The sequence below is a fragment of the Bradyrhizobium sp. CCGUVB1N3 genome (assembly GCF_024199925.1).
In the GTDB taxonomy this organism is placed as follows: domain Bacteria; phylum Pseudomonadota; class Alphaproteobacteria; order Rhizobiales; family Xanthobacteraceae; genus Bradyrhizobium.
Map to the genome: position 1 here is coordinate 84406 of NZ_JANADR010000001.1, position 24365 is coordinate 108770.

Below are 24365 nucleotides of genomic sequence, written 5' to 3' on the forward strand. Positions count from 1 at the left end.
GGATATGCCGGCCATTCTGGGCTCGGGCGAGCATCGTTACCGCGTCGTCGAAAACTGGGCGAAGCTGCCGGATGGCTGGCAGCTGACGGATGTCGCTTCGGTCGCGGTTGACAGCAAGGACCGCGTCTACGTCTTCAATCGCGGCGCCCATCCGATGGTCGTGCTCGACCGCGATGGCAATTTCCTGCGGAGCTGGGGCGAAGGACTCTTCACCCGTGCGCATGGCCTGCATATCGGTGCCGACGACAATCTCTATTGCACCGATGACGGCGACCATACCGTGCGCAAGTGCACCCCCGACGGCAAGGTTCTGCTCACGATCGGTGTACCCGAGAAGCCCGCGCCGTTCATGAGTGGCGATCCCTTTCATCGCTGCACCCATACCGCGCTGTCGCCGAACGGTGAGATCTACGTCTCCGACGGCTACGGCAATGCCCGCGTCCATAAGTTCACCCCCAGCGGCAAGCTGATCATGAGCTGGGGCGAGCCCGGTACCGATCCCGGGCAGTTCAACATCGTGCACAATATCGCCACCGATGCAGATGGTTTCGTCTACGTCGCCGACCGCGAGAACCACCGCGTACAGGTGTTCGACGGCAACGGCAGATACGAGACGCAGTGGAATAACCTGCATCGGCCCTGCGCGCTGTGTTGCTGTGGCGGAAGCAAGCCGACCTTCATCATCGGGGAGCTCGGCCCCGCCATGCCGGTGAACCGCAAGGTGCCCAATCTCGGCCCGCGGCTGTCGATCGTCGATGCCAAGGGAAAGCGCATCGCGCGGCTCGGCGGCGAAGAGGGGCCGGGGGTTGCGAGCGGAAAATTCCTGGCGCCGCATGGCATCGCGCTGGATTCGCACGGCGACCTGTATGTCGGCGAGGTCGGCGTCACCGACTGGAAGACGAACTTCCCGGACGAGGAGATGCCTGCCGTCGTGCGCGCCACGCGCTGTCTGCAGAAGCTGGAGCGTGTGCAGGAAGGCTCCTAGCGTTCAGCCCAAAAGGCGGCGTTTGCCATTGGCCGCGCCTTCAAATCGGCAGCTCGCCTCGTCCTGAGCGAGCAGCCCATCTTCCCCTCGGCTCAAGATTTTTGTTGTTCAACGGTTTTGGCGCCTCTAGCATCGAGCCAAAACAAGCGTTGAGACAACTGCGCCGGGAGAACATGATGCGCTGCATTCGAGCATTGCTGCTGGTTGCGTGCACGCTCGGCTCGCTGCTGGTCCCGCTGGCGGCGCCGGGCCATGCGCAGGGCATTCCGCAAAACATCCCGAGAAAGGACTTGCTGATCCTGGAAAACCCGGAGGGAACCGTCAAGAACGCGGGCTGGTTCAACATCTGGGCGATCAATACCGGATCGCAGTCGAACGGACTGCAGCAGGTCGCGCTCGATACGCTTTGGTACATCGACCCCGAGAGCGGCCTCGACGGTGTCTGGGACAATTCGCTGGCTGCCGACAAGCCGCAATACAACGCCGACTTTAGCGAAATGACGGTCAAGCTCCGCAGCGGCATCTTCTGGAGCGACGGGGTCGAATTCACCGCCGACGATGTCGTCTCGACGGTGACTACTCAGATCAAAAATCCGGGCATGCGCTTCAGCGCGGTGCTGGCAAGCAACGTCGCATCCGTTGATGCACCGGACGCCTATACGGTTGTGTTCAAGCTCAAGAAGCCCAATTCACGCTTCCATGCCAATTTCACGGTGCGCTGGGGGGCGGTCTGGATCCTGCCCAAACACGTCTTCGACAAAGTCGAAGATCCCGTCAAATTCGATTTCAACAAGCCGATCTCTCTCGGCGCCTACGTACTGCAGACCTACGATCCCGACGGCAAATGGTACATTTGGCAGCTCCGGGACGACTGGCAGCGCACCACGCTTGCGCGCTTTGGCAAGCCCGGTCCGAAATATCTCGCCTATGTCGATCCCGGACCGCCCGAGAAGCGGGTGATCGCGCAGCTCAACCACGAGCTCGACGTGATCCACGATATCGCGCCGGAGGGCATGTTTGCCCTGGCGAAGCAAAGCAGGACGACGCGGGCATGGTTCAGGGGCTTCCCCTATGGCCACCCCGACCCGACGCTCCCCGCCGTGATCTTCAATACTCAGAATGAGGTTTTCAAGAACCCGGATGTGCGATGGGCGCTGGCGCTGTTGATCGACATCAAGGCCGTGGCGATGGCGGCCTATCGCGGCGCCGCCACGATATCGGCGATCGGCGTGCCGCCGACCGGAACCCATCCGGCAACCTATCATGGGCCGATGGAGGAGTGGCTCAAGGCATTCGAGATCGATACGGGCAAGCGCCGGATCAAGCCGTATGACCCAACGGTCGGCAAGCAGATTGCCGATATGCTGCGACCTTCCATGGGCGAGCAGATCCCATCCGATCCTGCGGACATTGCCAAGGCGTTCGGCAGGGGCTGGTGGAAGACCGATCCGCAGGCGGCGCAGGAACTTCTGGAGAAGGCCGGATTCAGCAAGCGAGGCGGCGCCTGGATGACGCCCGACGGAAAGCCGTTCAGCGTCCGCGTCATGGTCGAAGGCGATTTGCGCCCGGTGATGACCCGCGCCGGAACGATGATCGTGCAGCTATGGAAGCAGGCGGGCATCGACGCCAAGATCGATGTCGCGCAGGGGACGCTACCCACGCGACGGGCGGCCGGCGATTTCGACACGTTCATCGGATGGAGCGTCGAAACCTGGGGCGGCCACCAGGACTTGTCCTACTTCCTCGACAGCTGGCATTCGCAGTTCGTCGCCGAGCCAGGTAAACCGCAGCCGCTCCGCAACTGGCAGCGCTGGTCCAATCCCGCGCTCGACAAGATTATCGAGGAGATCCGGACGGTCGGCTTCGATGATCCGAAATCGATCGAACTCGGCAAGGAGTACGTCAAGCTCGCCGTGAAGGAGATGCCCACCATACCGCTGATGGCTTACAACGTATTCACCGCAATGGACCAGACTTACTGGACCGGCTTTCCGACCTCGGAGAATCCCTACACCAACCCGGTGCCGAACTGGGGCAATTCGCGCTACATGTTCGTCAGGCTGAAGCCGGCCAGTTAGGATGTGATGACACAAGAGCGACCGCATTTGCCGTGCCGGACTGAACGATTTTGCCGGACATCCCGGGTACTCCCATGAGCGGATACCTCGCCTATATGGGCCGGCGATTCGGGCAGTTTCTGCTGGTGGTCTTCATCGGCATCAATATCGCATATGTCGTCACGCATGCTTCGCCGATTGATCCTGTCGAGCAATCGATCTCGGCGGTGACCTCCTACGGCAACACCGCGCCGGCGGCGATCGAGCAGATGCGCAACTCCTTGCGCGAGCTCTATGGTCTCAGTGGCACACCCGTTGAACAATACCTGCTGTTCTGGAAGCGGATCCTGCGGGCCGATTTCGGTCCCTCGATGTCGGCATTTCCGACCCCCGTTGGCATCCTCATCGGGCGAGCGCTGCCCTGGACCGCGGGACTTCTTGCGGTTTCGACCATTGTCGCCTGGGGGCTCGGAAATCTGCTGGGTGGGCTTGCCGGCTACTACCGGCAGAGCCGCGGTCTGAAGCTGATGGGGGTGATCGCCATGGGCCTCCATCCGATCCCTTACTATATCCTGGCGATGCTGCTGCTGATCGTGTTCGGCTTCCTTTGGCCGGTGCTTCCGATCAGCGGCGGATCGGCGATGAACCTGCCCCAGACATGGACGCCCGAATTCGTTCTGAGCGTGTTGCGGCACGCGATCCTGCCGGCGCTCTCCCTGATTCTGATCGGAATTGGGAGCTGGTTCCTCGGCATGCGTTCGCTGGTATCCAATGTCCTCGCCGAGGACTTCGTCGTCTATGCTGAACTCGCCGGCGTGAAGTCCCGGCGCATCCTGACATCCTACGTGATGCGCAACGCGCTCGTGCCGCAGGTGACGGGGCTTGCCATGTCGCTGGGCGGAATCTTCAACGGCGCCGTGATCACCGAGAAGGTGTTCGGCTATCCCGGTCTCGGCTCGCTCCTGGTCGACGCCGTCTATGCCGGAGATTACGGGCTTGTCCTCGGCGTCACCACCATCTCGATCCTCGGCGTGTCGATCGGCGTCCTCGCCATCGATCTTCTCTATCCGCTGCTCGATCCGAGGGTCAAGGTCAGCTGATGGCCGTCCTCCTGCGTGATCTGTTGCGCTACAGCCCCGAATTCCGGATCGGGGCCGTGCTGCTCGCCTTCGTGCTGTTGCTGTCCGTCCTGGCGAGCTTCTCGCCCTATCCGCCGGAGAGCGTGTATGTGGTGCCGCCCGACGTGCCGCCGTCGCTGACCTACTGGTTTGGCACGACATCGCGCGGTCAGGACGTGTTCTGGCAATTGAGCTTCGCCATCCGAAACACATTGTTGTTCGGATGCACGGTGGCTCTGATCAGCCGCGTGATCGCACTCGTGGTCGGACTCATCAGCGGCTACAAGGGAGGGTGGATCGATCGCGCCCTGATGTCGGTGAACGATACCTTCATCGTCATTCCTCTGCTCCCGATCCTGGTGCTGTTTTATTTCGTGATGCGCGACCGCATCTCCTGGCTGATGCTGGCCTTGATCATGGCTTGTTTCGGCTGGGCCTACGATGCGCGGCTGATCCGCTCCGTGGTCATGAGCCTGAAGGTCCGTGAATTCAGCCAGACTAGCCTTTTTTCCGGGATGAGCACACGGCAGATCCTGGCCGAGGAGCATCTGCCCTATGTCATGCCGATCGTGTTCTCCTCGACCATGAACAACATGGTGTGGTCGATCGGGCTTGAGGTGACGCTCGCGGTGCTCGGCTTTACCGACATCAACACGCCGACGATCGGCGGCATGATCTATTGGGCTAACCAGCACACCGCTATGGTGGCAGGAGTCTGGTGGTGGATCGCCTTTCCGACCGTCACGGTGATCATGGCGTTTATCGGGCTTTTCCTGCTCGCGGTATCGGCAAACGCCTATATCGATCCGCGAAGCCGCCTCTGGAGCATCGGAGAGGCCTCGTGATGCGCGTCAACTTTCAACAGCCGCACGCGCCCCAAGACGCCCAGCCGGTTCTCCGGGTTCGCGACCTGCAGGCCCATTACCGAACCAGCCATTTCGGTGTCAGACGCGGCGTCAAAGCGGTCGATGGCGTCAGCTTCGCTGTTCGTCGTGGTGAGATCTACGGGCTCGCCGGAGAGTCCAGTTCCGGCAAGACCACGCTGATCAAGAGCATCGCAGGAGCGATCAGACCGCCGCTCGAGATCGTGGGCGGCAGCGTGGAACTTGCGTTCCTGCCCGGCTATGGCGGATTGCACTGCGCGCCGCCAGCGGACGTGGCGCGGATTCGCTGGCGGCATCTGTCCTATATCATGCAGGGCTCGATGAACGTGCTGAACCCGGTTCGCCGTGTCGAATCGGCGTTCGTCGATTTCGCGTACCCGCATATCGGTGGCAGCCGGAAGCAGTTTGAGCAGCAGGTGGTCGCCCATCTGGCGCGGGTCAGGCTCGATCCGTCGGTGCTGGCTGCCTTTCCGCATGAGCTCTCCGGGGGCATGCGTCAACGCGCCACGCTTGCGCTTGCAACGATTTGCCGTCCTGATTTCATCATCGCCGACGAGCCCACGACCGCACTGGATGTGGTGGTGCAGAAGGAGGTGCTCGGCATGATCCGAGGCATTCAGCGGGAGACCGGCTCGTCGGTCCTGTTCGTCACCCATGACATGGGTGTGCACGCGCACATCACTGATCGCCTCGCCATCATGTACGCCGGGCGTCTCGTGGAGGAGGCTGCAACAACGGAGATTTTCCGGAATCCGCTGCACCCTTACACCAGGCATCTCATTTCCAGCCTTCCGCGCATCGGCGATGACGCGCCCCGCGAGGGGCTTGGCGGCGCTCCGCCAAATCTCGCCGATCCCCCGGCAGGCTGCCGCTTCCATCCGCGCTGCCCGCTCGCAACCGAGATTTGCAGGCGCCAGGTCCCTGCCATGCTGGATGTCGCCACCGGGCATCGCGTTGCCTGCTTTGCTGTCAACCAGGGCAACCAGGCATGAACGATCTGCTCCTCGACATCTCAGAGGTCAGCAAGACGTTCGTCCGGGGAGGACTGTTGTCGAGGCAGAAGATCGCTGCAGTGAACCAGGTGAGCTTCCAGCTTGCCACCCGGCGACCGGAGATCCTGGCGATCATCGGCGAATCCGGGAGCGGCAAGACGACGCTTGCCCGGATGATCCTGAACATCGAAACGCCGACCAGCGGCAAATTGGTGCTCGATGGCATCGATCTTGGTGCCATTCGAAACAGCGCCGGTCGTATGGCCTTCATGCACAAGGTGCAGCCGATCTTTCAGAATCCGTTTGAGTCCTTCAACCCGCTGAAGCAACTCGATCGATATCTGTTCATGACGCGGCGCCGGTTTTCCGGTGCGGCCGGCGAGGGGGCCGCCGAAACGACCGTTGATGACGCGCTGCACAAGGTCGCCCTCTCGCTCAAGGAGGTTCGCCATCGATATCCGCACGAGCTGTCCGGCGGCCAGCTTCAAAGGGTCGCAATCGCCCGAGCACTTCTGGCCGAGCCGAGATTGATTGTCGCGGATGAGCCGGTGTCCATGATCGATGCGTCGCTGCGCATGTCGATCGTCAATCTGTTCAAGACGTTGCGGGACGATCTTGGGATATCGATCATCTATGTCACGCATGATCTGGCTACGGCCTATTACATCAGCGATCGCATCATGATCATGCAGAAAGGCTGCGTCGTCGAAAGCGGCGATGCGAGAACGGTGCTGAAGGCGCCGCAGCATCCCTATACGCGCCAATTGCGCGAAGCCGTGCTACTACCTGAGGCCGTCGATGCCGCGGCAGACGTATCTGGCATGAACGATCTCACCAGCCCCGGGGCACCCGAGAGAAGAGCATGAGGAAAGCAAGAGTTCTGATCGACCGCAACTTCGCCATCGGTCACACCGATCCTCGTCTGTTCGGTGCGTTCATCGAACATTTGGGCCGGTGCGTCTATGGCGGCATCTACGAGCCCGGCCATCCGACCGCGGACGAGAAGGGCTTTCGGAAGGATGTGCTCGCGCTGGTGAAGGAGCTTGGGCCGACGCTCATTCGATATCCCGGCGGTAATTTCGTCTCAGGATACAATTGGGAGGATGGCGTTGGGCCGCTGGAGGCGAGGCCGGCGCGCCTCGACCTCGCCTGGTTCAGCACGGAGCCGAACAGCTTCGGGACCAATGAATTCATGGACTGGTGCAAGGTCGCCGGCGTCGAGCCGATGATGGCGGTCAATCTCGGCACCCGCGGCGGCGATGCCGCCCGCAGCCTGGTCGAATACTGCAACCACCCGGGCGGAACGGCCTGGTCGGAGCTGCGCCGCAAGCATGGCTGGGACAAGCCGCATGACATCAAGCTGTGGTGCCTCGGCAACGAGATGGATGGACCTTGGCAAATGGAGCACAAGAGCGCCGCCGCCTACGGTGCGGTCGCCAGCGAAGCGGCCAAGATGATGCGCTGGGTGGATCCGACCATCGAGCTTGCTGCGTGCGGTTCGTCGGGGCGCAACATGCCGACGTTCGGCCAGTGGGAAGACACGGTCCTCGAGCACACCTTCGATCATGTCGACTACATTTCGCTCCATACCTATCTCAACAACTACAAGCAGGACACGGCATCGTTTCTTGCGAGCCCCGACCTGATGGACAGCTTCATCGATGAGGTCGTGGCCTTGGCCGATGCGGTGGCGGCCAAGCGGCGCTCCAACAAGCGTCTGATGCTGAGTTTCGATGAATGGAACGTCTGGTATCGAACGCGTCGCAGCCGGGCCGACCGGGTGAAGGAGGGCTGGCCGGTGGCTCCGCCGATCCTCGAGGAAATCTATACGATGGAGGACGCACTCGCCTTCGGCGGTGCCTGCATTTCCTTGCTCAATCACGCCGATCGGGTGAGGGTCGCCTGCCTCGCGCAACTCGTCAACGTCATCGCACCCATCATGACCGAGACAGGCGGAGGCGCGTGGCGCCAGACCATCTTCTTTCCTTTCGCTCATATGAGCCGCTTCGGCCGCGGCAGGGTTTTGCGCACGCAGGCCGAGTCGGAGACCTACGATTCATCCTACTACGATCCCCGCGGCACCCAGGAACTGACCTTTGCGGTACCCAACGTGCCGTATCTCAAGATCGCGGCAGTTGCGGGAGAAGGCGGCGGCCTATCGCTCTTTCTGCTCAACCGGGACTTGAAGCAGGAGCTGGAGGTGAGTGTCGAGGCCCGAAGCTTCGGCCAACTCACGGTGGGCGAGCGGCTTGAACTCCGGCACGATGATCTCAAGGCAACGAACACCAAGGATGCGCCGGGCAAGGTCAGGCCGGCGCCGTTGCAGAGCGTGAGCTTCGACGGCGGACGGTTGCATGCGACGCTCAAGCCGGCGTCATGGAATGTGATCCATCTGTCTGCAAACTGAGGACATCGAGCAGTACGCGGCGGATGCAATGGAAGGGAACGACGATCACTGATGCAATCAACTCGCGCCGTCGCGACGCGCACGTGAGTCGAGGATCTGACGAATCGAACGCGCCAAATCTGCTGGCCGGTAGGGCTTGCTGAGCAAGGTAATACCAGGGTCCAGCCGACCGTCATGCATCATTGCGGCTTCGGGATACCCAGACATGTAGAGCACCGGCAGGTCGGGGCGCTGCCGGGTGACGGTCTCGGCGAGTTCGCGCCCGTTCATCCCGCCGGGCATCACGACATCGGTGAAGAGCAGGTCAAACGCTGTGCCCTGGCTCACCAGAACGAGCGCATCGGGACCATTGGCCGCGGCGATCGTGCGATAACCAAAGCTCTTGAGCTGCGCCACGACGTAGTTGCGCACCAGCTCGTCATCCTCGACCACGAGGATAGTCTCACTGCCGCGTTGTAGCTCGCTCCTCGGTGCAGCGTCTGAAACAGCCGCAGTTCGCGCCGAGCGCGGCAGATACAAGCTGATGGTCGTTCCGCGCCCTTCCTCGCTATCGATCCTGATGTGACCGCCGGATTGCTTGATGAAGCCATAGACCATGCTCAATCCGAGGCCCGTTCCCTTGCCAAGCGCTTTGGTCGTGAAGAAGGGCTCGAATATCTTGTCCCGGATCGCCAGCGGAATGCCGGCCCCGGTGTCGCTCACGGTGACCAGGACGAAGTCGCCGAGAATTCCCTCCGGGCCGGCATTGTCCGCATCGAAGCTCACATTCGTGGTGCCGAACGAGATCTTGCCTCCGCCGGCCATTGCATCGCGGGCGTTCACCGCCAAATTGATCAAAGCGCTCGAAAGCTGGCCAGGGTCGATCAGCGCGTGCCAGCCATCGGCTTGCAGGGTCGAGCCGATCTCGACATGCTCGCCGAGCGTCGGCCGCAGTAGCTTGGCGGTATCGACAATGAGGTTGTTGACGTCGATATCGCGTGGTTGCAGGGGCTGCCTGCGGGCAAATGCCAGCAGTTGGCTGGTCAGATCGGCGCCGCGCGTGGCGGCCTCGTCGATCATGTGGGCGATGGCAACAAGCTCTGGCTGGTCCGAAATACCATCGATCAGGATCTGTATGGTCCCCGTGACCACGGTCAGGATGTTGTTGAAGTCATGGGCCACGCCGCCGGTGAGCTGGCCGATTGCATCCATCTTTTGCGATTGGCGCAACTGCTGCTCGAGGCGGAGGCGATGGGTGATGTCGCGCCCGATGACGATGACCAGCTCCTGGCCGCCCGTCGATACGTGGGCGGCGGATAGCTCCGCGTCGAAACCTTTGCCGTTGGGGCCATCCAGGCGCAGCTGGAGCAGGCCAGCTGAACCCGGCGCGAGCAGGCTGTCCACTTCGATCGCTTCCGCAGGACCCAGAACGGATCGGAACGGGACGCCGATGATCTGCTCGCGGGCCCGCCCCAGCATGACCCCGGCCGTGCGGTTTGCCTCGATCACCAGCCCTTTCTGATCGAGCACCAGGATCGCGTCATGCGCCTGCTCCATGAGCAGGCGATACTTCTCTTCAGCCTGCTTGCGCGCAGTAAGATCGAGCACGAACGAGATACATTGATCGGACGATCCGGCGAGCGAAGCCGAGCCGATCAGGACCGGGACGCGGCTGCCGTCCTTTCTGACGAACTCCTTCTCTCGAGGCGCGTTCTGCCCCCATATCCGGAGGTGTTCGATCCGCTGCGTATCCTCGTTCCGGTATTCCGCCGGAGTCATGTCCTTCCAGCGGACCGTGCCCGAAACCAGTTCCTGCCTGGAGTATCCGGTCATGCTCAGGAAGGCATCGTTTGCATAGTGGATATCGCCGCTGTCGTCCCAGAACAGTATTCCGATGATATTGGACTCGACGAGCCGCCGGATGCGGGCCTCACGTTCCTGAAGGTCACGGTAGAGGCGCGTGTTCTCCAGAGAAATCGCAGCCTGAGCCGCCAACAGGTCCAGGACCGCAATGCGATCGGGCGTGAAAGCGTGCGTCGTCAGCGTGTTCTCGAGATAGAGCAACCCGGTGAGCTTGGCCTGCTTCATGAGTGGCAGGCAGAGGATCGATCTGGGATGTCGGCGATGCACGTACCCTTCACCGTAAAGTGGATCAGGCCGCGTCGCATCATCGACGATGAGAGGTGTTTGCGAGCGAATGACGTAGCGCACCAATGCCTCGGGACAGTCAGGTGCTGAGAGAGGAGTCTGGTGCATCACAACCGCGAACTCGTCGCCCTTGGACTGGCCCTCGGCTTCGATCCAGAAGTCATCATGCCGCGACAGGATCAGCAAGCCGCGATCCGCGCCCGCGTTCTGTAGCGCGATCTTCATCAGTGTTTCGATGAGCTTTGGCAGCTCGATTTCACTCGATACGGCCTGAGACGCCTTCACCACGGTGGTGACGTCCATTTGTTGGACGGTCGGACGGCCGGCGGAACTGGTGTCATCTGCGACGTGGAGACGAGGGTAGAGGCGTTCGAGCTGTCTTACTTTGGCATCCGCTCCCCAGCGAAGAAATCCATAGTGAGCATCACGCAGATAGGCATAGGCGATCTTCTCGAACCCGCGCCTCGCGTAAAAGCGCCCGGCGAGTTCGTTCGCGATCGCCTCATTCTGAGGAAAACCGTTTGCGCGCGCCGAAGCGATGGCCCCGTCGTAGAAGCGCATCGCATCGAGCTCGCGACCTTCAATCCGCGCTATCTCCGCGGCGACGAGAGTGGCGCGGTCGGCGAAGTCTTCAGGACAGATCTCGGCCCATTGCTGAAGCTGGCGATGATGGACGGCCAGGGCGCCAAGATCCAGGGCCCCCCCGCGGTCGGGTATGGTCTCGCCCAATGCGGCCTGCGCCAGGGCAGCATAGAAGTGAAACTCGACCCGGTCGAAAAGGGCCTTCGACGTCCACAGCAGTTGATCGGCCTTTGTTGCCGCGGCGATCGCGCCGGGGTCGTCGGCGAGGACGCGAGCCTGCAGCTTGCGGACCCAGTACCAGAAGCCGGCCTGTTCCAGATGTGGGTCCTCCTCCAGGCGACGTTCAAACTGCGCCTCGTTGAACTCGGCCTCATCGAAAGAGCCAAACTTTGTGGTGAGGCCGCGCAGCGTCCGGATCAGCTGGAGCTGCCCGGCAACTCGATCGGCCGCCAGATCAACGCATGCCCGGCGTGCGAAATCGAGTCCGGCCTCGGCTTCCCGCTGCACATCGGCGAGTGGATCGCCGCAGGCGAGAAGATGCGTCAAGAGGTGATGACGGGTAAAGCTGGCGTAGTTGAGGTCGCCGACCTGCTGTGCGGCGTCGAACGCCCGCCGGAGCCAGGGGCGACCTGTCCTCACATGCCGCGTCCAGCTCCCGAAGCCGAGATAGACGCGAGCCTTGAACCGATCCAGTCCCTGTCGTTCGACCAGGTCGAGGCCGAGCTGGGCGAAGCGGTAGCCGGCAGCATAGTCGCCGAAGTCGGGGCCAAGCACGGTGCCAAGCACGATATAGGCCAGGCATGAGGCATCGGAGTTGCCGTATTCCATGCTCAGATTGGCCATGCGTCCAATGATGAGACGGCGCAGGCTCTCGTCGATGTACCAGGCAGGTGAGACAAGGACCGTGAGAACGTCCATCGTTCCGCGCGCAATCGGGTCGGCCATCTGGGGCAGGTCGAGCAGGGCCTCGATCGGGCGCTCACCGATCTGTTGCCACATCCGCTCATATTCCCGCCCGACCTCCTCCGATGTGGGATGCGCCGACCAGGCGATGCCGACGCGACGCAGATAGTCGAGGGCAACCTCGACGTCACGATCACTTGGCTCCATACGGAGCCGGGTGACGGCCGCGAGATCAGTCAGGGTAGCTGCGCGGCTCGCCAGCTCAGCAAGGCGCATTTTGGCCGTGGGCTGCTCGCCAGCGAGGAACTCGCACTCGGCCCGCTGTAGCGCCAAGGCGAAGCCGAGCGCGTAGTGCCGCTCCCAGCGATCCTGCGGGAGCATGGCCTCACCGGCGGCGAAGTGAGCGAGCGCCATGGCAAAGGCGGGCGCCGCCTTTGCGCGCCGGCCGGCCAATAGGTTCAGCTCCGCCACTTTCACGCGCTCCTCGGCCGCGCTGATCAAGGCCGCGCCACGGTTGAGCTGGCTTACGATCTCGAAGACGTTTTCCTCGACCGCTCCCGGCGGGGTTCGCGCCGCGAACAGCCGGCCAATATGCAGATGGGCTGCCGCCCGTTCTTCCTCCGGGATCAGAGCGTAGGCCGCCTCCTGGAAGCGGTCGTGGACGAACCGATAGGCGTCGGCTTGGGGCTCTACGAATTCCTGTCGAACGGCAGGCCACAGGTCTGCATGGACCTGCTCATCTGACGTCCCGAGGACGATCGAAAGCACTGCGACCTCGGCAATATTTCCGAGACAGGCCATCTGCTGCAAGGATGTGCGCGTTGCAACGGGGAGCCGGGTGAGCTTTCCGAGCATGAGGTCGATGACGTTGTCAGTGTATCGCTTGGCGTGGATGCGATCGAGATCCCAGGACCAACGTGCCGCATCATGGTCGAACGCGAGCAGTCCCTCTTCGACCAGCGAAAACATGAACTGGATTGCAAAGAACGGATTGCCGCCGGTTTTCTCATGCACCAGCTGCACCAGTGGCGCGACGCGCATCGGTTCGCAACGAAGCGCGTCCGCAAGCAACTCGCCAAGATGCCCGCGGCCGAGCGGGGTGAGCGTGATCTCGACGACCCGGCCCCCCCGTGTCTTGATAGCCTCGCGCATGCGCATCACGGCATGAGTGGAATCCACCTCGTTATCCCGATAGGCGCCGATCAGCATCAGGTGCTTCAGATCCGACCGGGTCAACAGATCCTCGAGCAGCTCGAAGGTCGCCATATCGAGCCATTGCAGATCATCGAGAAACAGTACGAGCGGGTGTTCGGATCGGGCAAATACGCCGATGAATTGCTCGAACACGCGGTGAAAGCGGCTTTGCGCGTGCTGGAGCGGGAGCTCAGGGACGGGCGGCTGTTCACCGATGATCGCCTTCAGCTCCGGGATCAGGTCCACGACGAGCTGTCCGTTTGGACCGAGCGCGCTCAGGAGGTCATGGCGCCACTCGCTGAGCTCGGTCTCGCTCTTGCCCAGGAGGGGCCGAACGAGGCTCTGGAATGCCTTGGCGAGCGTCGCGTACGGGACGTCGCGCTTGTGCTGGTCGAACTTGCCCGATGCAAACAGCCCATGCGAGGGCACCAGCACTTTATGCAGCTCGTTGACGACAGACGATTTGCCGATCCCGGAATATCCCGAGACCAGCGCCAACTCGGACGCGCCGCTCTTGACGATGCGCTCGAACGAGGCGAGCAGGATCTCGCGCTCGCGTGTTCTTCCGTACAATCTCTCGGGAACGAGCAGCCGGTCGGGCGTGTCGTGCTGGCCCAGCGGGAAGTCGTCGATGCGCTGCCGAAGCTCCCACTCCGCAAGACAGTGCTGCAGATCCCTCTCGGCGCCGGCTGCGGTCTGGTAGCGCTCCTCGGCCATCTTGGCGAGCAGCTTCATGATGAGCTTGGAAACCGCGGCGGGGACGTTTGCGAATCGCCTGTTCGGCGGCTCCGGCTCTCTTGCGACGTGGCAGTGCACCCACTCCATCGGATCGGACGCGGTGAATGGAAGCGAGCCGGTGACCATCTGGTAGAGGGTGACGCCGAATGAGTACAGGTCGCTTCGGGAGTCGATCGAGCGGTTCATGCGCCCTGTCTGCTCGGGCGACATGTAGGCGAACGTGCCGGCGATCGACTCGGGCGTGGCCGGGGCCTGCCGTTCGCGCGGTCGGCGCGAAGCAAAGCCGAAGCCGGTGAGACGCACGCTTCCGTTGCTGCGGTTCACCAGCATATTCGCTGGTTTGATGTCCTTGTGCACCAGACCGCGCTGGTGGACCTTGCTCAGGGCCGCGGCGATCTGAGTCGCCAGGCGCAGGAAGCTCCCAGTCTCCATGGGAGTATCCATCAGCCAGGTGAGGGGCTCGCCACCGAGATCTTCGAGGACAAGAATAGTGCGGCTGCGATCCTGCACAAGCTCCAGCGGCTTCGCCGCCCAGCCGCTGTCCAGTTCATCCTTCAGTGCAAATTCGTGCGTGATGCGATCAAGGCTTTGCGGGGTCGGATGTTCCGCCGCCGGGACGACGGCCAGCACGACCTGTCGTTCGCCGTTGATGCTTTCGCGAGAGGTCCGGCACAGGAGAATCCCTTCCTCGTCGCATAGAATCTGCGGGCCGTGGGCCCAGCCAGCGCCCATAAACGATGAAAGGTTCATATCGGTAAACCATGCCGCGGCCGAGCCGAGTCCCGAGTCTGAGAGGGCTCGTTCGGTATTCCGCATCATCCCCCATAAAGCTGCCCCAATGCGGCAAGGCGCGCCGTTACCGTATCTCCGTTTCCCCGCGTGCGAGGTATGAGGGGTCGGACGCACGTACGACGCATGACACGACGGGGTGGGCCCTCACGCCTTCATTCCAGCGCCTGGTTCGATTGGCTAGGCCCGGCGCCTTCAAATCGTATCATTTGCCTCAATCTCGTCAACGTGCCGCCTTCGCAAGCCAAGGCGATGCGCATTCGAGCGGAGGGACGGATTGCCGCACGTTGGCATGCCGCAGAGGTCCGCTTCAAGCGTTCTGTCAACTTAGGGGGGAGCACCGGCGCGCGCTGGATTCCGAGGACATTGCTGGCGCGAGAGTGACGAGCGATGTGCCCGACAAACACACCAGGAAAAGGAGATAAGAGCTTTCATGCCACGCAGTGCGGCATGATGCGCTCCGCATGGCCTCTGGAGTGCCAGACGTGGTCGAGCAGCTCGACGATCGGTTCACCAAAATCCTCGTATTTCACTTCGATCGATCGGAGCCACGGTGCAATCCAGCGGTTGAGCGGGTTGCCATCGATGCCCACGAGCCTGCAGCGTTCCGGAATCAGGATGCCGCTCTCGCGAGCGAAGCGATAGGCGCCGTAGGCGATCTGGTCGCTGACGCACATCAGTCCATCGGGCCAGCCGTTGTGCGCGGTGAGCCGCCGGGCGGCCTCATAGCCAATCTCGAGGTGAGAACCGCCAGCCGCCTCGGCCTTCAGGATTTCCGCTGCGCCGAGTGTACGCATGCGGCTGCAGAATCCGTTGAGGCGATCCCGCGTGACGGAGGATCCATGGGCGGGCGCCAGTACGCCGCAGCGATGTAGTCCCGCGGACCACAGCATGTCGGCGGCGTCAGCGCCCGCCTTGATGTTGTCGATGCCAACGAAGGCGCCGCGCCCGAACGGCGGGCGACGGTTGACGAAGACCATCGGCGCGCTGTCAGCGACGAAATCCTTCAGCACCGCGCTCGGCACGCTGGCGACCATGATGTAGCCGCGCACCACCTGCGAACGCATGGCATTGAGATATTCGTCCTGCAGATCGGGCCGATCGTGAGTGTCGCAGAGGATCATCACGTAACCGGCGGCGCGTAGTGCGGCTTCGGTCGAGGCGGCGATAGCGGCCATCACGGGATTGTCCAGGTTGGGGGCAAGCATCGCGACGAGGCGGCTTTCGCGCCGGCGCAACGTTCGGCCGGCGTGGTTGGGGTGGTAGCCCACGACGGCGATAGCCTTGCGGACGCGCTCGATGGTCTCGGCCGAGGCCCGGCGCGTCTCGCCGTTGACGATGCGCGAGACGGTGGCGATCGAAACCCCGGCAGCCGCGGCGACTGTCGCGAGTGAGGCGGGGGCGGAGCGCTGCTTGCTCGTCATTGTTCGGCTCGGGTGTGTGATCCGCTGAATCTGGAGAATACAGCGATTGACAGCTTAGGCAAACGTTTGCCAAACTACCCCTAACAAAACCAAAGTATCGCCGGGAGGACGCAAATGAGGACAATGACCCGACGCGCTATCAGCGCCTCCGTGCTGGCGGCCTGCCTCTTGGCGGGCAGTTCGGGCGTTCGCGCCGCCGAGGCGCAGACGGTCCTGCGGATGACCTGGTATTCGGACGGTAACGAAGGTGAGGTGATGGCCGATCTCCTCCGCCGCTTCGAGGACAAGAACCGCGACATCCACGTTGTTCTGGATCAGGTGCCGTTCAAGGCCATCAACGAGAATCTGCCCGTGCAACTGGCTTCGGGGCAGGGGCCGGACATCGCCCGCGTCAGCGACATGGGCGGCCTTGCCCGCTTTATGCTCGACCTGCGCCCCTACCTGAAAAACGCCGGCTACTGGGAAGCGAATTACGGTCCCTTCCTGCAGTGGATGCGGGTGCCGGGCGACACGTCTTCGATCCCAGGCTTCATGACCCAGCTGACCGTGACCGGTCCTTTCGTCAACAAGACGCTGTTCGAGCAGGCGGGCGTCGCAATGCCGGGTCCGAAAGCGACCTGGGAGGATTGGGCCAAGGCGACAAAAGAGGTAGCGGACAAGGTCCAGGCGCCGTTTCCGATCGCGTTCGACCGTTCCGGTCACCGCTTTTTCGGCATGGCGATTTCGGAAGGCGCCGCCGTGTTCGATGGCAAGGGTCAGCCGGCGGTCATCGACGACGGGTTCAAGCGCGCGGCCAAGCTGATCTACGACTGGCACAACACTGGCGTGATGTCGAAGGAACTGTGGGGCTCGGTGGCGGGTGCGACCTACCGCGGTGCCAACGAGGAGTTCAAGAACGCCCAGGTCGTCATGTATGAGTCGGGCTCCTGGCAGATCAGCCAGTTCGACAAGACGATCGGAACGGCGTTTGACTGGGTTGCGGTGCCGACGCCGTGCGGGCCGGCGAACTGCTCCGGCATGCCGGGTGGTGCGGCGCTCGTCGGCATCAAATCGACCAAGCACCCCGAAGAAGTGGCGCGCGTGCTCGATTACCTCGCGAGCGAGGACGTCGTCGCCGAATTCTATGCCCGCTCCCTGTTCGTGCCGGGCCATCTCGGTCTGGCCCGTAAAGGTCTCGACTACAAGGATGCGTCGCCGGTTGCGAATGCCGCGCTCAAGGTCTTCAGTGACGGCGTGAACCAACTCACGCCGGCGGCCAATCAGTTGCAGGGCTATCCGGCCAGTCGCGTCATCCTCAACGCGGTGATCAGCCGGATCGGCCAGGCCGTTTCCGGCGAGATCACTCTCGATGATGCCTATAAGCGCATCTCGGGCGACATCGAGCAGCAGCTCGCTGAGCGCAACAAGAAGTAGGCGCCGGACGCATGCGGCATGACCGATTTGCCAACCGGCATTGAACCGCAGGGGGCGCCGACGGTCTCGGTGCTCGCGCGCTTGCGCCGCGCGGGCGAGGCGGCGCTCGGTGCGGTGTTCGGCACCCTGCTGCGCTTCGTCGATCGGCCGATGCGCCTGTTGCAACAGCTCATAGGCGAGCGGCGGATGGCCTATGTCTTTCTGCTGCCGAACCTCGTTTTCTTCTCGCTGTTCGTGTTCGTCCCGCTCGCGATCGATCTGGTGTTTTCGTTCACCGGCGGGGAGTCGCTGTTTCCTTCGCAGCGCCCCTATGTCGGAACCGATCAGTACGCCTATCTGTTCGATTGCGGCTCCTTCTTCGATCCCGCGTCCTGCCGGGTCGATCATTTCTGGCGCGGCGTGGCGAATACGGTTCGTTTCACGATCTTCCAGCTCGTATCCATGGTGACGTTTTCGCTCGTCACGGCGCTGGTTCTGAACATGCGGATTCGTGGCCGCGGCTTCTTTCGCGCGGTCTATTTCTTTCCGGTGCTGCTGTCACCGGTCGTGGTTGCGCTGGTCTGGAAATGGATCCTGCAGCGCGACGGGCTGCTGAACGGTGGGCTTACGATGATCGGCGGGCAGAAGATCCTGTTCTTCGTCGACCCGGGTTGGGCAATGTTCTGGTCGGTGTTCGTCTCGGTCTGGGCTCATATGGGCTTCTACACCCTCATCCTGCTCGCCGGGTTACAGGCCATTCCAGCCGATCTCTACGAGGCGGCGCAGATGGACGCGACGCCGCGCTGGCGCGTGTTTTGGCGGGTCACGCTGCCGCTGCTCTGGCCAAACCTCATCGTGGTGATCGTGCTGGCGCTGATCCGCGGTGTGCAGACGTTCGATGAGGTGTTCGTGCTGACCGGTGGCGGACCGGGTACCGCAACCCTGATGATCGTGCAGTACATCTACGAGACGGCATTTGCGAGCCAGGTGCAGAATTTCGGCCTCGCTGCGGCGGCGTCGATCGTGCTCGGCATGGTGCTGTTTCTGCTCACGCTGGCGCAGTTATCTCGCACCCGGAGCGCCTCATGAGGCCAATTCAGCTGCTGCGCGCCCGCCGTCGGAGCGGGCACTGGCATTGGACCGATATCGCCGCTTACGCCTATCTCGGGTTCGGCGTCATCCTGATGTTCGGGCCTGTCGTATGGCTGGTCCTGTCCTCGTTCAAGACCCAGGCGAGCCTCCTGGAATTTCCGCCCTCGCTGCTGCCGCTGTCCCAGCAGGAGATCAGGGTGCAGGGCTTTCCGCAACCGCTGCCGCTTTTTGCAGCTACCCTCGACAATGGCGAGCGTCGCGAGCTCGCGCAGGTCAGGCGCATCGGGCTGATCGCCCAGATGGTGGATCCGGCCGATCCCAAACAGCAATATCGCGTGCCGACCGCCAAGCTCGCGCCGGTTCGGCACCTGAGTTTCGTGGCCTCGAACTACACCGAGCCGCTCCAGAAATTTGCCTTCACGCGCTATTTGTGGAACTCGGTGTTCGTCACAACGATCGCAACTCTGATCACACTGCTCATCAATTCGATGGCAGCCTATGCTCTCTCCATCTACGTATTCAGAGGCAAGACCGTCGCCATGCTGATGGTGATCGGCACGCTCATGATCCCGATCACCATCATCCTCGTGCCGGTCTATCTCGTCGTTACGAAGCTCGGCCTCGTCAATTCGCTCTGGGCGGTCATTCTTCCGGGCGCCGCGACGCCCACGGGCGTGTTCCTGCTACGGCAGTACATGCTGACGCTGCCGCGCGACCTCATCGAGGCGGCCCGCATGGACAAGGCAAGCGAGTGGCAAATCTACTGGCGGATCGTCATGCCGCTGGCGGCCCCGGCTCTGGCAGTGCTCGCCATCTTCTCCATCATGTGGCGGTGGAACGAGTTTCTGTGGCCGCTTGCAGTGCTCACCAAGTCCGAATCCTTCACGTTGCAGATCGGTCTCAACGCCTTCCAGGGTGAGCTGCAGACCCAGTGGAATTATCTCTTGGCGATGACGGTGGTGTCGCTGATCCCGGTGGCTCTGGTCTTTGTCTTTCTGCAGCGCTTCATCGCCACCGGCATAGCCAACACGGGGATGAAATGATGGCGGGGATGTCTTCATGGCTGGCCTGACTCTCAAGGGCGTCCGCAAGGCCTACGGGACGATCGCCGTGATCCACGGCGTCGATCTCGCGATCGCGGACGGCGAATTCATCGTCTTCGTCGGCCCGTCCGGCTGTGGCAAGTCGACCTTGCTCCGCATCATCGCCGGGCTCGAGGAGGTGACCGACGGCGAGATTGCCATCGACGGCCTCGACGTCACGCGCGTGCCGGCGTCGGACCGGGGGCTCGCCATGGTGTTCCAGTCCTACGCGCTCTATCCGCACATGACGGTCTACAAGAACATGGCCTTTGCGCTTGAGAACATGGGTCTCGCTCGTACGGAGATCGATGGCCGGGTTCGGCGCGCGGCCAAGATGTTGCGCCTCACCGAATATCTCGAGCGCAAGCCGAAGGCACTGTCGGGCGGTCAGCGGCAGCGCGTGGCGATTGGTCGCGCGATCGTCCGCGATCCCAAGATATTCCTGCTCGACGAGCCGCTGTCCAACCTCGACGCCGAACTGCGCGTTGCCACCCGCAAGGAGCTCGCAGCGCTGCATGCGGAGATCGGCGGCACCATGATCTACGTCACTCACGATCAGGTCGAGGCGATGACCATGGCGCACCGCATTGTTGTGCTGCGCAGCGGCCGCATCGAGCAGGTTGGCACGCCGCTCGACCTGTACAATCGACCCGATAATCTCTTTGTTGCGGGCTTCATCGGCTCGCCGCGCATGAATCTGCTGCCGGTGCAGGTGGTGTCGCCGGGGCTGGTACGTCTCGGCGAGGCCGGTGAACCGATCAAGGTAGCGACGGGCTCGCTCACCGCCGGCGCTTCCGCCACGCTCGGGGTGCGCCCCGAGCATATCGCGCTCGCCGACGGTGCGGCCGATCTGACACTCACCATTGACCTCGCCGAACAGCTCGGCGGCGACACGTATTTCTATGGCAGCGCGCCAGGCTTGCCGCAGATGACGGTTCGCCAGAACGGTCAGGCGCTGCGGGGGCGCGGCGAGACTCTCCCGGTTCGTTTCGAGGCGGCCCACCTTCACCTGTTCGACGCCGAAGGGGCCGCCGTGCGGCCAGGCCGCTGAACCGCGAGGCAGGCACGATAGAACAAGATCAACGATGGAGTGCTGAGACATGAAAGCCCTGGTTGAGGGTCGCTATCGCGGTTGCGAGGGCGGAGCCGCAATGTTCGACGTCGGGCAGGGAACCACCATTGCGGTGCGCATCCTCGAGCGCGATCTCGGCCGGGTGACGCTTCGCCGTGCTGGCGGCTTTCGACTTGATCGCGGCTGGTCGCTGGCGCCTGGCGGCATCGAGCCGCCGTATGGGGGGCGCGCCCGCGACGATCTGTCGGGCTTCGCCAATCCCGGGGTGACTGTCGCAGTGGGCGAGGGCACCGTCACCATCGCGGCAGAGGGGCTGACGGCCGAGGTCACGCTTCGTCCGTTCGGGGTTGCTTGGCGACGCACCGGCGAGGTCGAGCCGTTCCTGCGCGACCGGCCGACCCAGGCCTATTTCGTCTCCAACAAAACCCCGGCCATTGCGCACATGACGGCGCGTCATCCGGACGAGCGCCATTACGGCCTGGGCGACAAGGCGGGCCCGCTCGATCGCACGGGACGGCGCTTTTCCATCGACGCCGTAGACCCTTGCGGCTTCGACGCCGAGCTGAGCGATCCGCTCTACAAGATGCTGCCGTTCGTCGTCGTCGATGGGCCGCAAGGCGCTCACGGCATCTTCTATGACAATCTCGCCACCGGCTCTGTCGATCTCGGCTGCACGATCGACAACTACCACGGCACGTTCCGGTCTTATCGCGCCGACGATGGCGATATCGACTTCTATGTGCTCGCCGGACCCAGCGTGCGCGAGGTCGTGCGCCGTTTTTCCTGGCTTACGGGGGGACAGGCGTTTGCGCCGCGCTGGTCGCTCGGGTTCGGTGTCACGTCGATGGCGATCGCGGATGCGCCCGACGCCGATCGGCGGGTTACGGAGTTCATCGCCGACTGCCGCCGCCACGCCATCCGTTGCGACAGCTTCCATTTCGGCTCCGGCTATACCTCGATCGGCGGGCGTCGCTACGTGTTCAACTGGAACCACGACAAGTTTCCCGATCCATCCGCGACCATGACGCGGCTCGTCGAAGCCGGCATCCAGCCGGTGACCAACATCAAGCCGTGCCTGCTCGACGATCATCCGCGGCTCACCGAAGCCACCGACGCTGGCATCCTGGTGAAGGACAAGGTGACGGCAGACCCGGCCGTCGCGCAGTTCTGGGATGGCGTCGGCTTTCACGTCGACTTCACCAATCCCGACGGGCGCCGGTGGTGGCGCGCGGGCATCGAGCATGCGCTGCTCGATCATGGCGTCGTTTCCATGTGGAACGACAACAATGAGTTCGAGATCTGGGATGAGGACGCGGTCTGTGCCGGTGATGGCCGCCCCTTCGCCCAGGCACTGGCGCGTCCGGCGCAGGCGTTGCTGATGACGAAGCTTTCCTTCGAGGCACAGGCCGACCGATCCCCGTCGCGACGGCCCTATGTCATCACCCGTGGCGGGCCGGCGGGGCTTGCGCGCTACGGCCAGACCTGGTCGGGAGACAACGAGACCGCCTGGAAGACGCTGCGCTTCAATCTCACCCAGGGCCTCAACATGAGCCTGTCCGGGCTTTTCAACATCGGCCACGACGTTGGCGGCTTTCATGGTCCGAGGCCAAGCCCGGAGTTGCTCTGTCGTTTCGTGGAGTTCTGCGCACTCTGGCCGCGCATGATCATGAACTCGTGGAACGACGACGGATCGGTCACTCTGCCATGGATGCACGCATCCGTGCTGCCGCAGGTGCGCGCCGTGATCGGGCTGCGGCACAGGCTGCTGCCCTATCTTTACACGCAGATGTGGCACGCCAGCCGCGACCATGAGCCCGTGGTGCGTCCGCTGTTCTGGGATTTTCCGGATGACGCGGCGGTGAGAGGCGTCGAGGACGCCTTCATGCTCGGTCCGGATTTGCTCGTTGCTCCCGTGCTCGAGGAGGGCGCTTCCGATCGCCGCGTCCAGTTACCCGCGCACGAGGGTGGCTGGTACGACTGGCACGATGGCCGGCACTTCTCCGGTGGGCAGACGGTGCAGGTCGCCGCGCCGCTGGGACGCCTGCCTGTGTTCGCCCGTGCCGGAGCCATGATTCCGGTCGTCGACATCGATTTGGCCGGCAATCCTGGCGAGCGGTCGCTTATGGTCTTCGGCGCGCCGGCGTCGCATTCCAGAGCCGATCTTTACGAGGACGACGGCGACATGGCAGCCTGGCGTAACGATGCTCTGCTTCTGTCCTTCCACTTGTGCCGGAAAGCCACCGGCCTGGAATTGACGGGAAGGGCGCAAGGCGGTTTCCGCCCGGCGTTCGACCGCGTGCATGTGCGGCCTGTCGGGGTGGCGGAGCCGCTGACCATCGGCATGATCGAAGGATCTGTCACACTTGAGCTCGGGGCGACCAAGTAGCGTGCGGCTAGCTCGAAAGCTCCTAATGTCGCCGTTACGGACGCACAACTTCGCCGCTTCGTACGCTGGCATCGGCGGCAAAGACGATGCTCAGCGAGTTGATCGCGGCCTCGTGATGCTCGGACAAATCGATCTCGCCACGGATGGCCCTGAGAAATAGCCGCTGCTCGCGCTCGCACAGCTCCTGATGGCCCGGTTCGTCTTCGGTCGAAAGGAGTTCGTCGGGCTGCGCAAAGCTTCCCTCCGGGGTGCGGGTTGCGTGATGGATAAGGAGCGCGTTGGTGCGCGTATGCGTGTCGTGGTCCGCCGAGCTCGCAGTCATATCGACGCTTTCCTTCGCAACGATCGACACGCTGCCGTTCGGCCCGATGATGTCCTTTACGAAATGAGCGGTCTCGCTCATCATCGGTCCCCAACCAACCTCGTACCAGCCAACTGATCCGTCTTCGAACACGATGTGAAGATGGCCGTAGTTGTACATCTCAGGCGCGATCTCGTCCGTGAGCCTCGCTCCGACCGCGTGCACGGCGATCGGGCGCGAGCGCGTCACCTGGCACATGATGTCGACATAGTGGACGCCGCAATCGACGATCGGCGAAGTCGACAGCATGAGCTTCTTGTGAACCTCCCAGAAGGAGCCGGCCGATTGCTGGTTGAGATTCATGCGCATCACGAGCGGCTTGCCGAGCGTGCGGCCGATCTCGACGAAGCGCGACCATGACGGATGGACGCGCAGGATATAACCGATCAGCAGCGCCTTTCTGCTCTCTCGCGCGGCGTCGACGACGTGCCTCGCAGCCTCCAGCGTGTCGGCCAGCGGCTTTTCGCAGAACACATGCGCACCTGCAGCGAAAGCCTGAAGAGCCATGGCGGCGTGATGCTCGGTATAGGTGCAAATAGCGACTGCGCCGGGACGCAGCGTCGCGAGTGCTTCGTCGTAACGTTCGAAACGCGGCAGGTTGGGAAACTCGGCCTCGAGGTCTCGGCGATCGGCCGCGCGAGAGGTGCAGAAGCCCACGAGTTCAAACCCATCGATCGCTGCGTAGGCGCGAGCGTGGCTGGTTCCCATGGTGCCGAGGCCAACCACGAGAACACGGATGGGCTGCGCTGTCGACGTAGATGAAGAAGACATGGCTCAATC

The 24365-nt window shown here is 62.9% G+C and carries 15 protein-coding genes; 12 read left to right on the plus strand and 3 right to left on the minus strand.

What is annotated here, in order from left to right:
- Positions 1-4: 4 nt before the first annotated feature.
- The 7 genes from NLM33_RS00435 to NLM33_RS00465 all read left to right on the plus strand — a co-directional run bounded on the left by NLM33_RS00435 (position 5) and on the right by NLM33_RS00465 (position 8443).
- On the plus strand, positions 5-985 hold the full coding sequence (locus NLM33_RS00435) for a peptidyl-alpha-hydroxyglycine alpha-amidating lyase family protein (RefSeq protein ID WP_254093719.1): 981 nt from the start codon (positions 5-7) through the stop codon (positions 983-985).
- A gap of 176 nt (positions 986-1161) precedes the next feature.
- The gene (locus NLM33_RS00440) at positions 1162-3063 is read left to right on the plus strand and encodes an ABC transporter substrate-binding protein (RefSeq protein WP_254093720.1); all 1902 of its coding nucleotides are present in this window, start codon (positions 1162-1164) and stop codon (positions 3061-3063) included.
- 74 nt (positions 3064-3137) lie between these two features.
- Positions 3138-4142 (plus strand): ABC transporter permease, encoded by a 1005-nt coding sequence (locus NLM33_RS00445; protein WP_254093721.1) that lies wholly within the window; start codon positions 3138-3140, stop codon positions 4140-4142.
- Entirely contained in the window at positions 4142-5005 is an 864-nt protein-coding gene (locus NLM33_RS00450) for an ABC transporter permease (RefSeq protein WP_254093723.1), read from the plus strand. The genes NLM33_RS00445 and NLM33_RS00450 overlap by 1 nt, the downstream gene beginning before the upstream one ends.
- On the plus strand, positions 5005-6036 hold the full coding sequence (locus NLM33_RS00455) for an ABC transporter ATP-binding protein (protein ID WP_254093725.1): 1032 nt from the start codon (positions 5005-5007) through the stop codon (positions 6034-6036). Before NLM33_RS00450 ends, NLM33_RS00455 begins: the two co-directional genes overlap by 1 nt.
- Positions 6033-6902, plus strand: coding sequence for an ABC transporter ATP-binding protein (locus NLM33_RS00460; RefSeq protein WP_254093727.1), 870 nt, complete (start codon positions 6033-6035; stop codon positions 6900-6902). The genes NLM33_RS00455 and NLM33_RS00460 overlap by 4 nt, the downstream gene beginning before the upstream one ends.
- The gene (locus NLM33_RS00465) at positions 6899-8443 is read left to right on the plus strand and encodes an alpha-N-arabinofuranosidase (RefSeq protein ID WP_254093728.1); all 1545 of its coding nucleotides are present in this window, start codon (positions 6899-6901) and stop codon (positions 8441-8443) included. Before NLM33_RS00460 ends, NLM33_RS00465 begins: the two co-directional genes overlap by 4 nt.
- Positions 8444-8500: 57 nt before the next feature.
- Here NLM33_RS00465 and NLM33_RS00470 read toward each other — a convergent pair whose 3' ends face one another.
- The gene (locus NLM33_RS00470; protein WP_254093729.1) at positions 8501-14737 is read right to left on the minus strand and encodes an AAA family ATPase; all 6237 of its coding nucleotides are present in this window, start codon (positions 14735-14737) and stop codon (positions 8501-8503) included.
- 470 nt (positions 14738-15207) lie between these two features.
- Positions 15208-16200 carry a LacI family DNA-binding transcriptional regulator gene (locus NLM33_RS00475; protein ID WP_254093730.1) on the minus strand — a complete coding sequence of 331 codons (993 nt, stop codon included), beginning with the start codon at positions 16198-16200 and terminating at the stop codon, positions 15208-15210.
- A gap of 123 nt (positions 16201-16323) precedes the next feature.
- On the opposite strand from NLM33_RS00475, the gene NLM33_RS00480 reads away from it, so the two are divergent.
- The 5 genes from NLM33_RS00480 to NLM33_RS00500 are packed head-to-tail and all read left to right on the plus strand — an operon-like array spanning position 16324 to position 23224.
- Positions 16324-17613, plus strand: a complete 1290-nt coding sequence (locus tag NLM33_RS00480) for an ABC transporter substrate-binding protein (protein ID WP_254105610.1) — start codon at positions 16324-16326, stop codon at positions 17611-17613.
- A gap of 18 nt (positions 17614-17631) precedes the next feature.
- On the plus strand, positions 17632-18681 hold the full coding sequence (locus NLM33_RS00485; protein WP_371929884.1) for a carbohydrate ABC transporter permease: 1050 nt from the start codon (positions 17632-17634) through the stop codon (positions 18679-18681).
- Positions 18678-19727 (plus strand): carbohydrate ABC transporter permease, encoded by a 1050-nt coding sequence (locus tag NLM33_RS00490; protein ID WP_254093731.1) that lies wholly within the window; start codon positions 18678-18680, stop codon positions 19725-19727. Before NLM33_RS00485 ends, NLM33_RS00490 begins: the two co-directional genes overlap by 4 nt.
- Before the next feature lie 16 nt (positions 19728-19743).
- Positions 19744-20817, plus strand: coding sequence for an ABC transporter ATP-binding protein (locus NLM33_RS00495; protein WP_254093733.1), 1074 nt, complete (start codon positions 19744-19746; stop codon positions 20815-20817).
- 49 nt (positions 20818-20866) lie between these two features.
- On the plus strand, positions 20867-23224 hold the full coding sequence (locus NLM33_RS00500) for a glycoside hydrolase family 31 protein (RefSeq protein ID WP_254093735.1): 2358 nt from the start codon (positions 20867-20869) through the stop codon (positions 23222-23224).
- 34 nt (positions 23225-23258) lie between these two features.
- Here the strand turns inward: NLM33_RS00500 and NLM33_RS00505 are convergent, their stop codons facing one another.
- Positions 23259-24356, minus strand: a complete 1098-nt coding sequence (locus tag NLM33_RS00505; RefSeq protein WP_254093737.1) for a Gfo/Idh/MocA family protein — start codon at positions 24354-24356, stop codon at positions 23259-23261.
- Positions 24357-24365 lie beyond the last annotated feature (9 nt).

What these genes read in the sequence shown, in the direction of transcription:
- NLM33_RS00435 (WP_254093719.1), top strand. Translation starts at nt 5, where the DNA reads ATGCCGGCCATTCTGGGCTCGGGCGAGCATCGTTACCGCGTCGTCGAA.
- NLM33_RS00440 (WP_254093720.1), top strand. Translation starts at nt 1,162, where the DNA reads ATGCGCTGCATTCGAGCATTGCTGCTGGTTGCGTGCACGCTCGGCTCG.
- NLM33_RS00445 (WP_254093721.1), top strand. Translation starts at nt 3,138, where the DNA reads ATGAGCGGATACCTCGCCTATATGGGCCGGCGATTCGGGCAGTTTCTG.
- NLM33_RS00450 (WP_254093723.1), top strand. Translation starts at nt 4,142, where the DNA reads ATGGCCGTCCTCCTGCGTGATCTGTTGCGCTACAGCCCCGAATTCCGG.
- NLM33_RS00455 (WP_254093725.1), top strand. Translation starts at nt 5,005, where the DNA reads ATGCGCGTCAACTTTCAACAGCCGCACGCGCCCCAAGACGCCCAGCCG.
- NLM33_RS00460 (WP_254093727.1), top strand. Translation starts at nt 6,033, where the DNA reads ATGAACGATCTGCTCCTCGACATCTCAGAGGTCAGCAAGACGTTCGTC.
- NLM33_RS00465 (WP_254093728.1), top strand. Translation starts at nt 6,899, where the DNA reads ATGAGGAAAGCAAGAGTTCTGATCGACCGCAACTTCGCCATCGGTCAC.
- NLM33_RS00470 (WP_254093729.1), bottom strand. Translation starts at nt 14,737, where the DNA reads ATGAACCTTTCATCGTTTATGGGCGCTGGCTGGGCCCACGGCCCGCAG.
- NLM33_RS00475 (WP_254093730.1), bottom strand. Translation starts at nt 16,200, where the DNA reads ATGACGAGCAAGCAGCGCTCCGCCCCCGCCTCACTCGCGACAGTCGCC.
- NLM33_RS00480 (WP_254105610.1), top strand. Translation starts at nt 16,324, where the DNA reads ATGACCCGACGCGCTATCAGCGCCTCCGTGCTGGCGGCCTGCCTCTTG.
- NLM33_RS00485 (WP_371929884.1), top strand. Translation starts at nt 17,632, where the DNA reads ATGACCGATTTGCCAACCGGCATTGAACCGCAGGGGGCGCCGACGGTC.
- NLM33_RS00490 (WP_254093731.1), top strand. Translation starts at nt 18,678, where the DNA reads ATGAGGCCAATTCAGCTGCTGCGCGCCCGCCGTCGGAGCGGGCACTGG.
- NLM33_RS00495 (WP_254093733.1), top strand. Translation starts at nt 19,744, where the DNA reads ATGGCTGGCCTGACTCTCAAGGGCGTCCGCAAGGCCTACGGGACGATC.
- NLM33_RS00500 (WP_254093735.1), top strand. Translation starts at nt 20,867, where the DNA reads ATGAAAGCCCTGGTTGAGGGTCGCTATCGCGGTTGCGAGGGCGGAGCC.
- NLM33_RS00505 (WP_254093737.1), bottom strand. Translation starts at nt 24,356, where the DNA reads ATGTCTTCTTCATCTACGTCGACAGCGCAGCCCATCCGTGTTCTCGTG.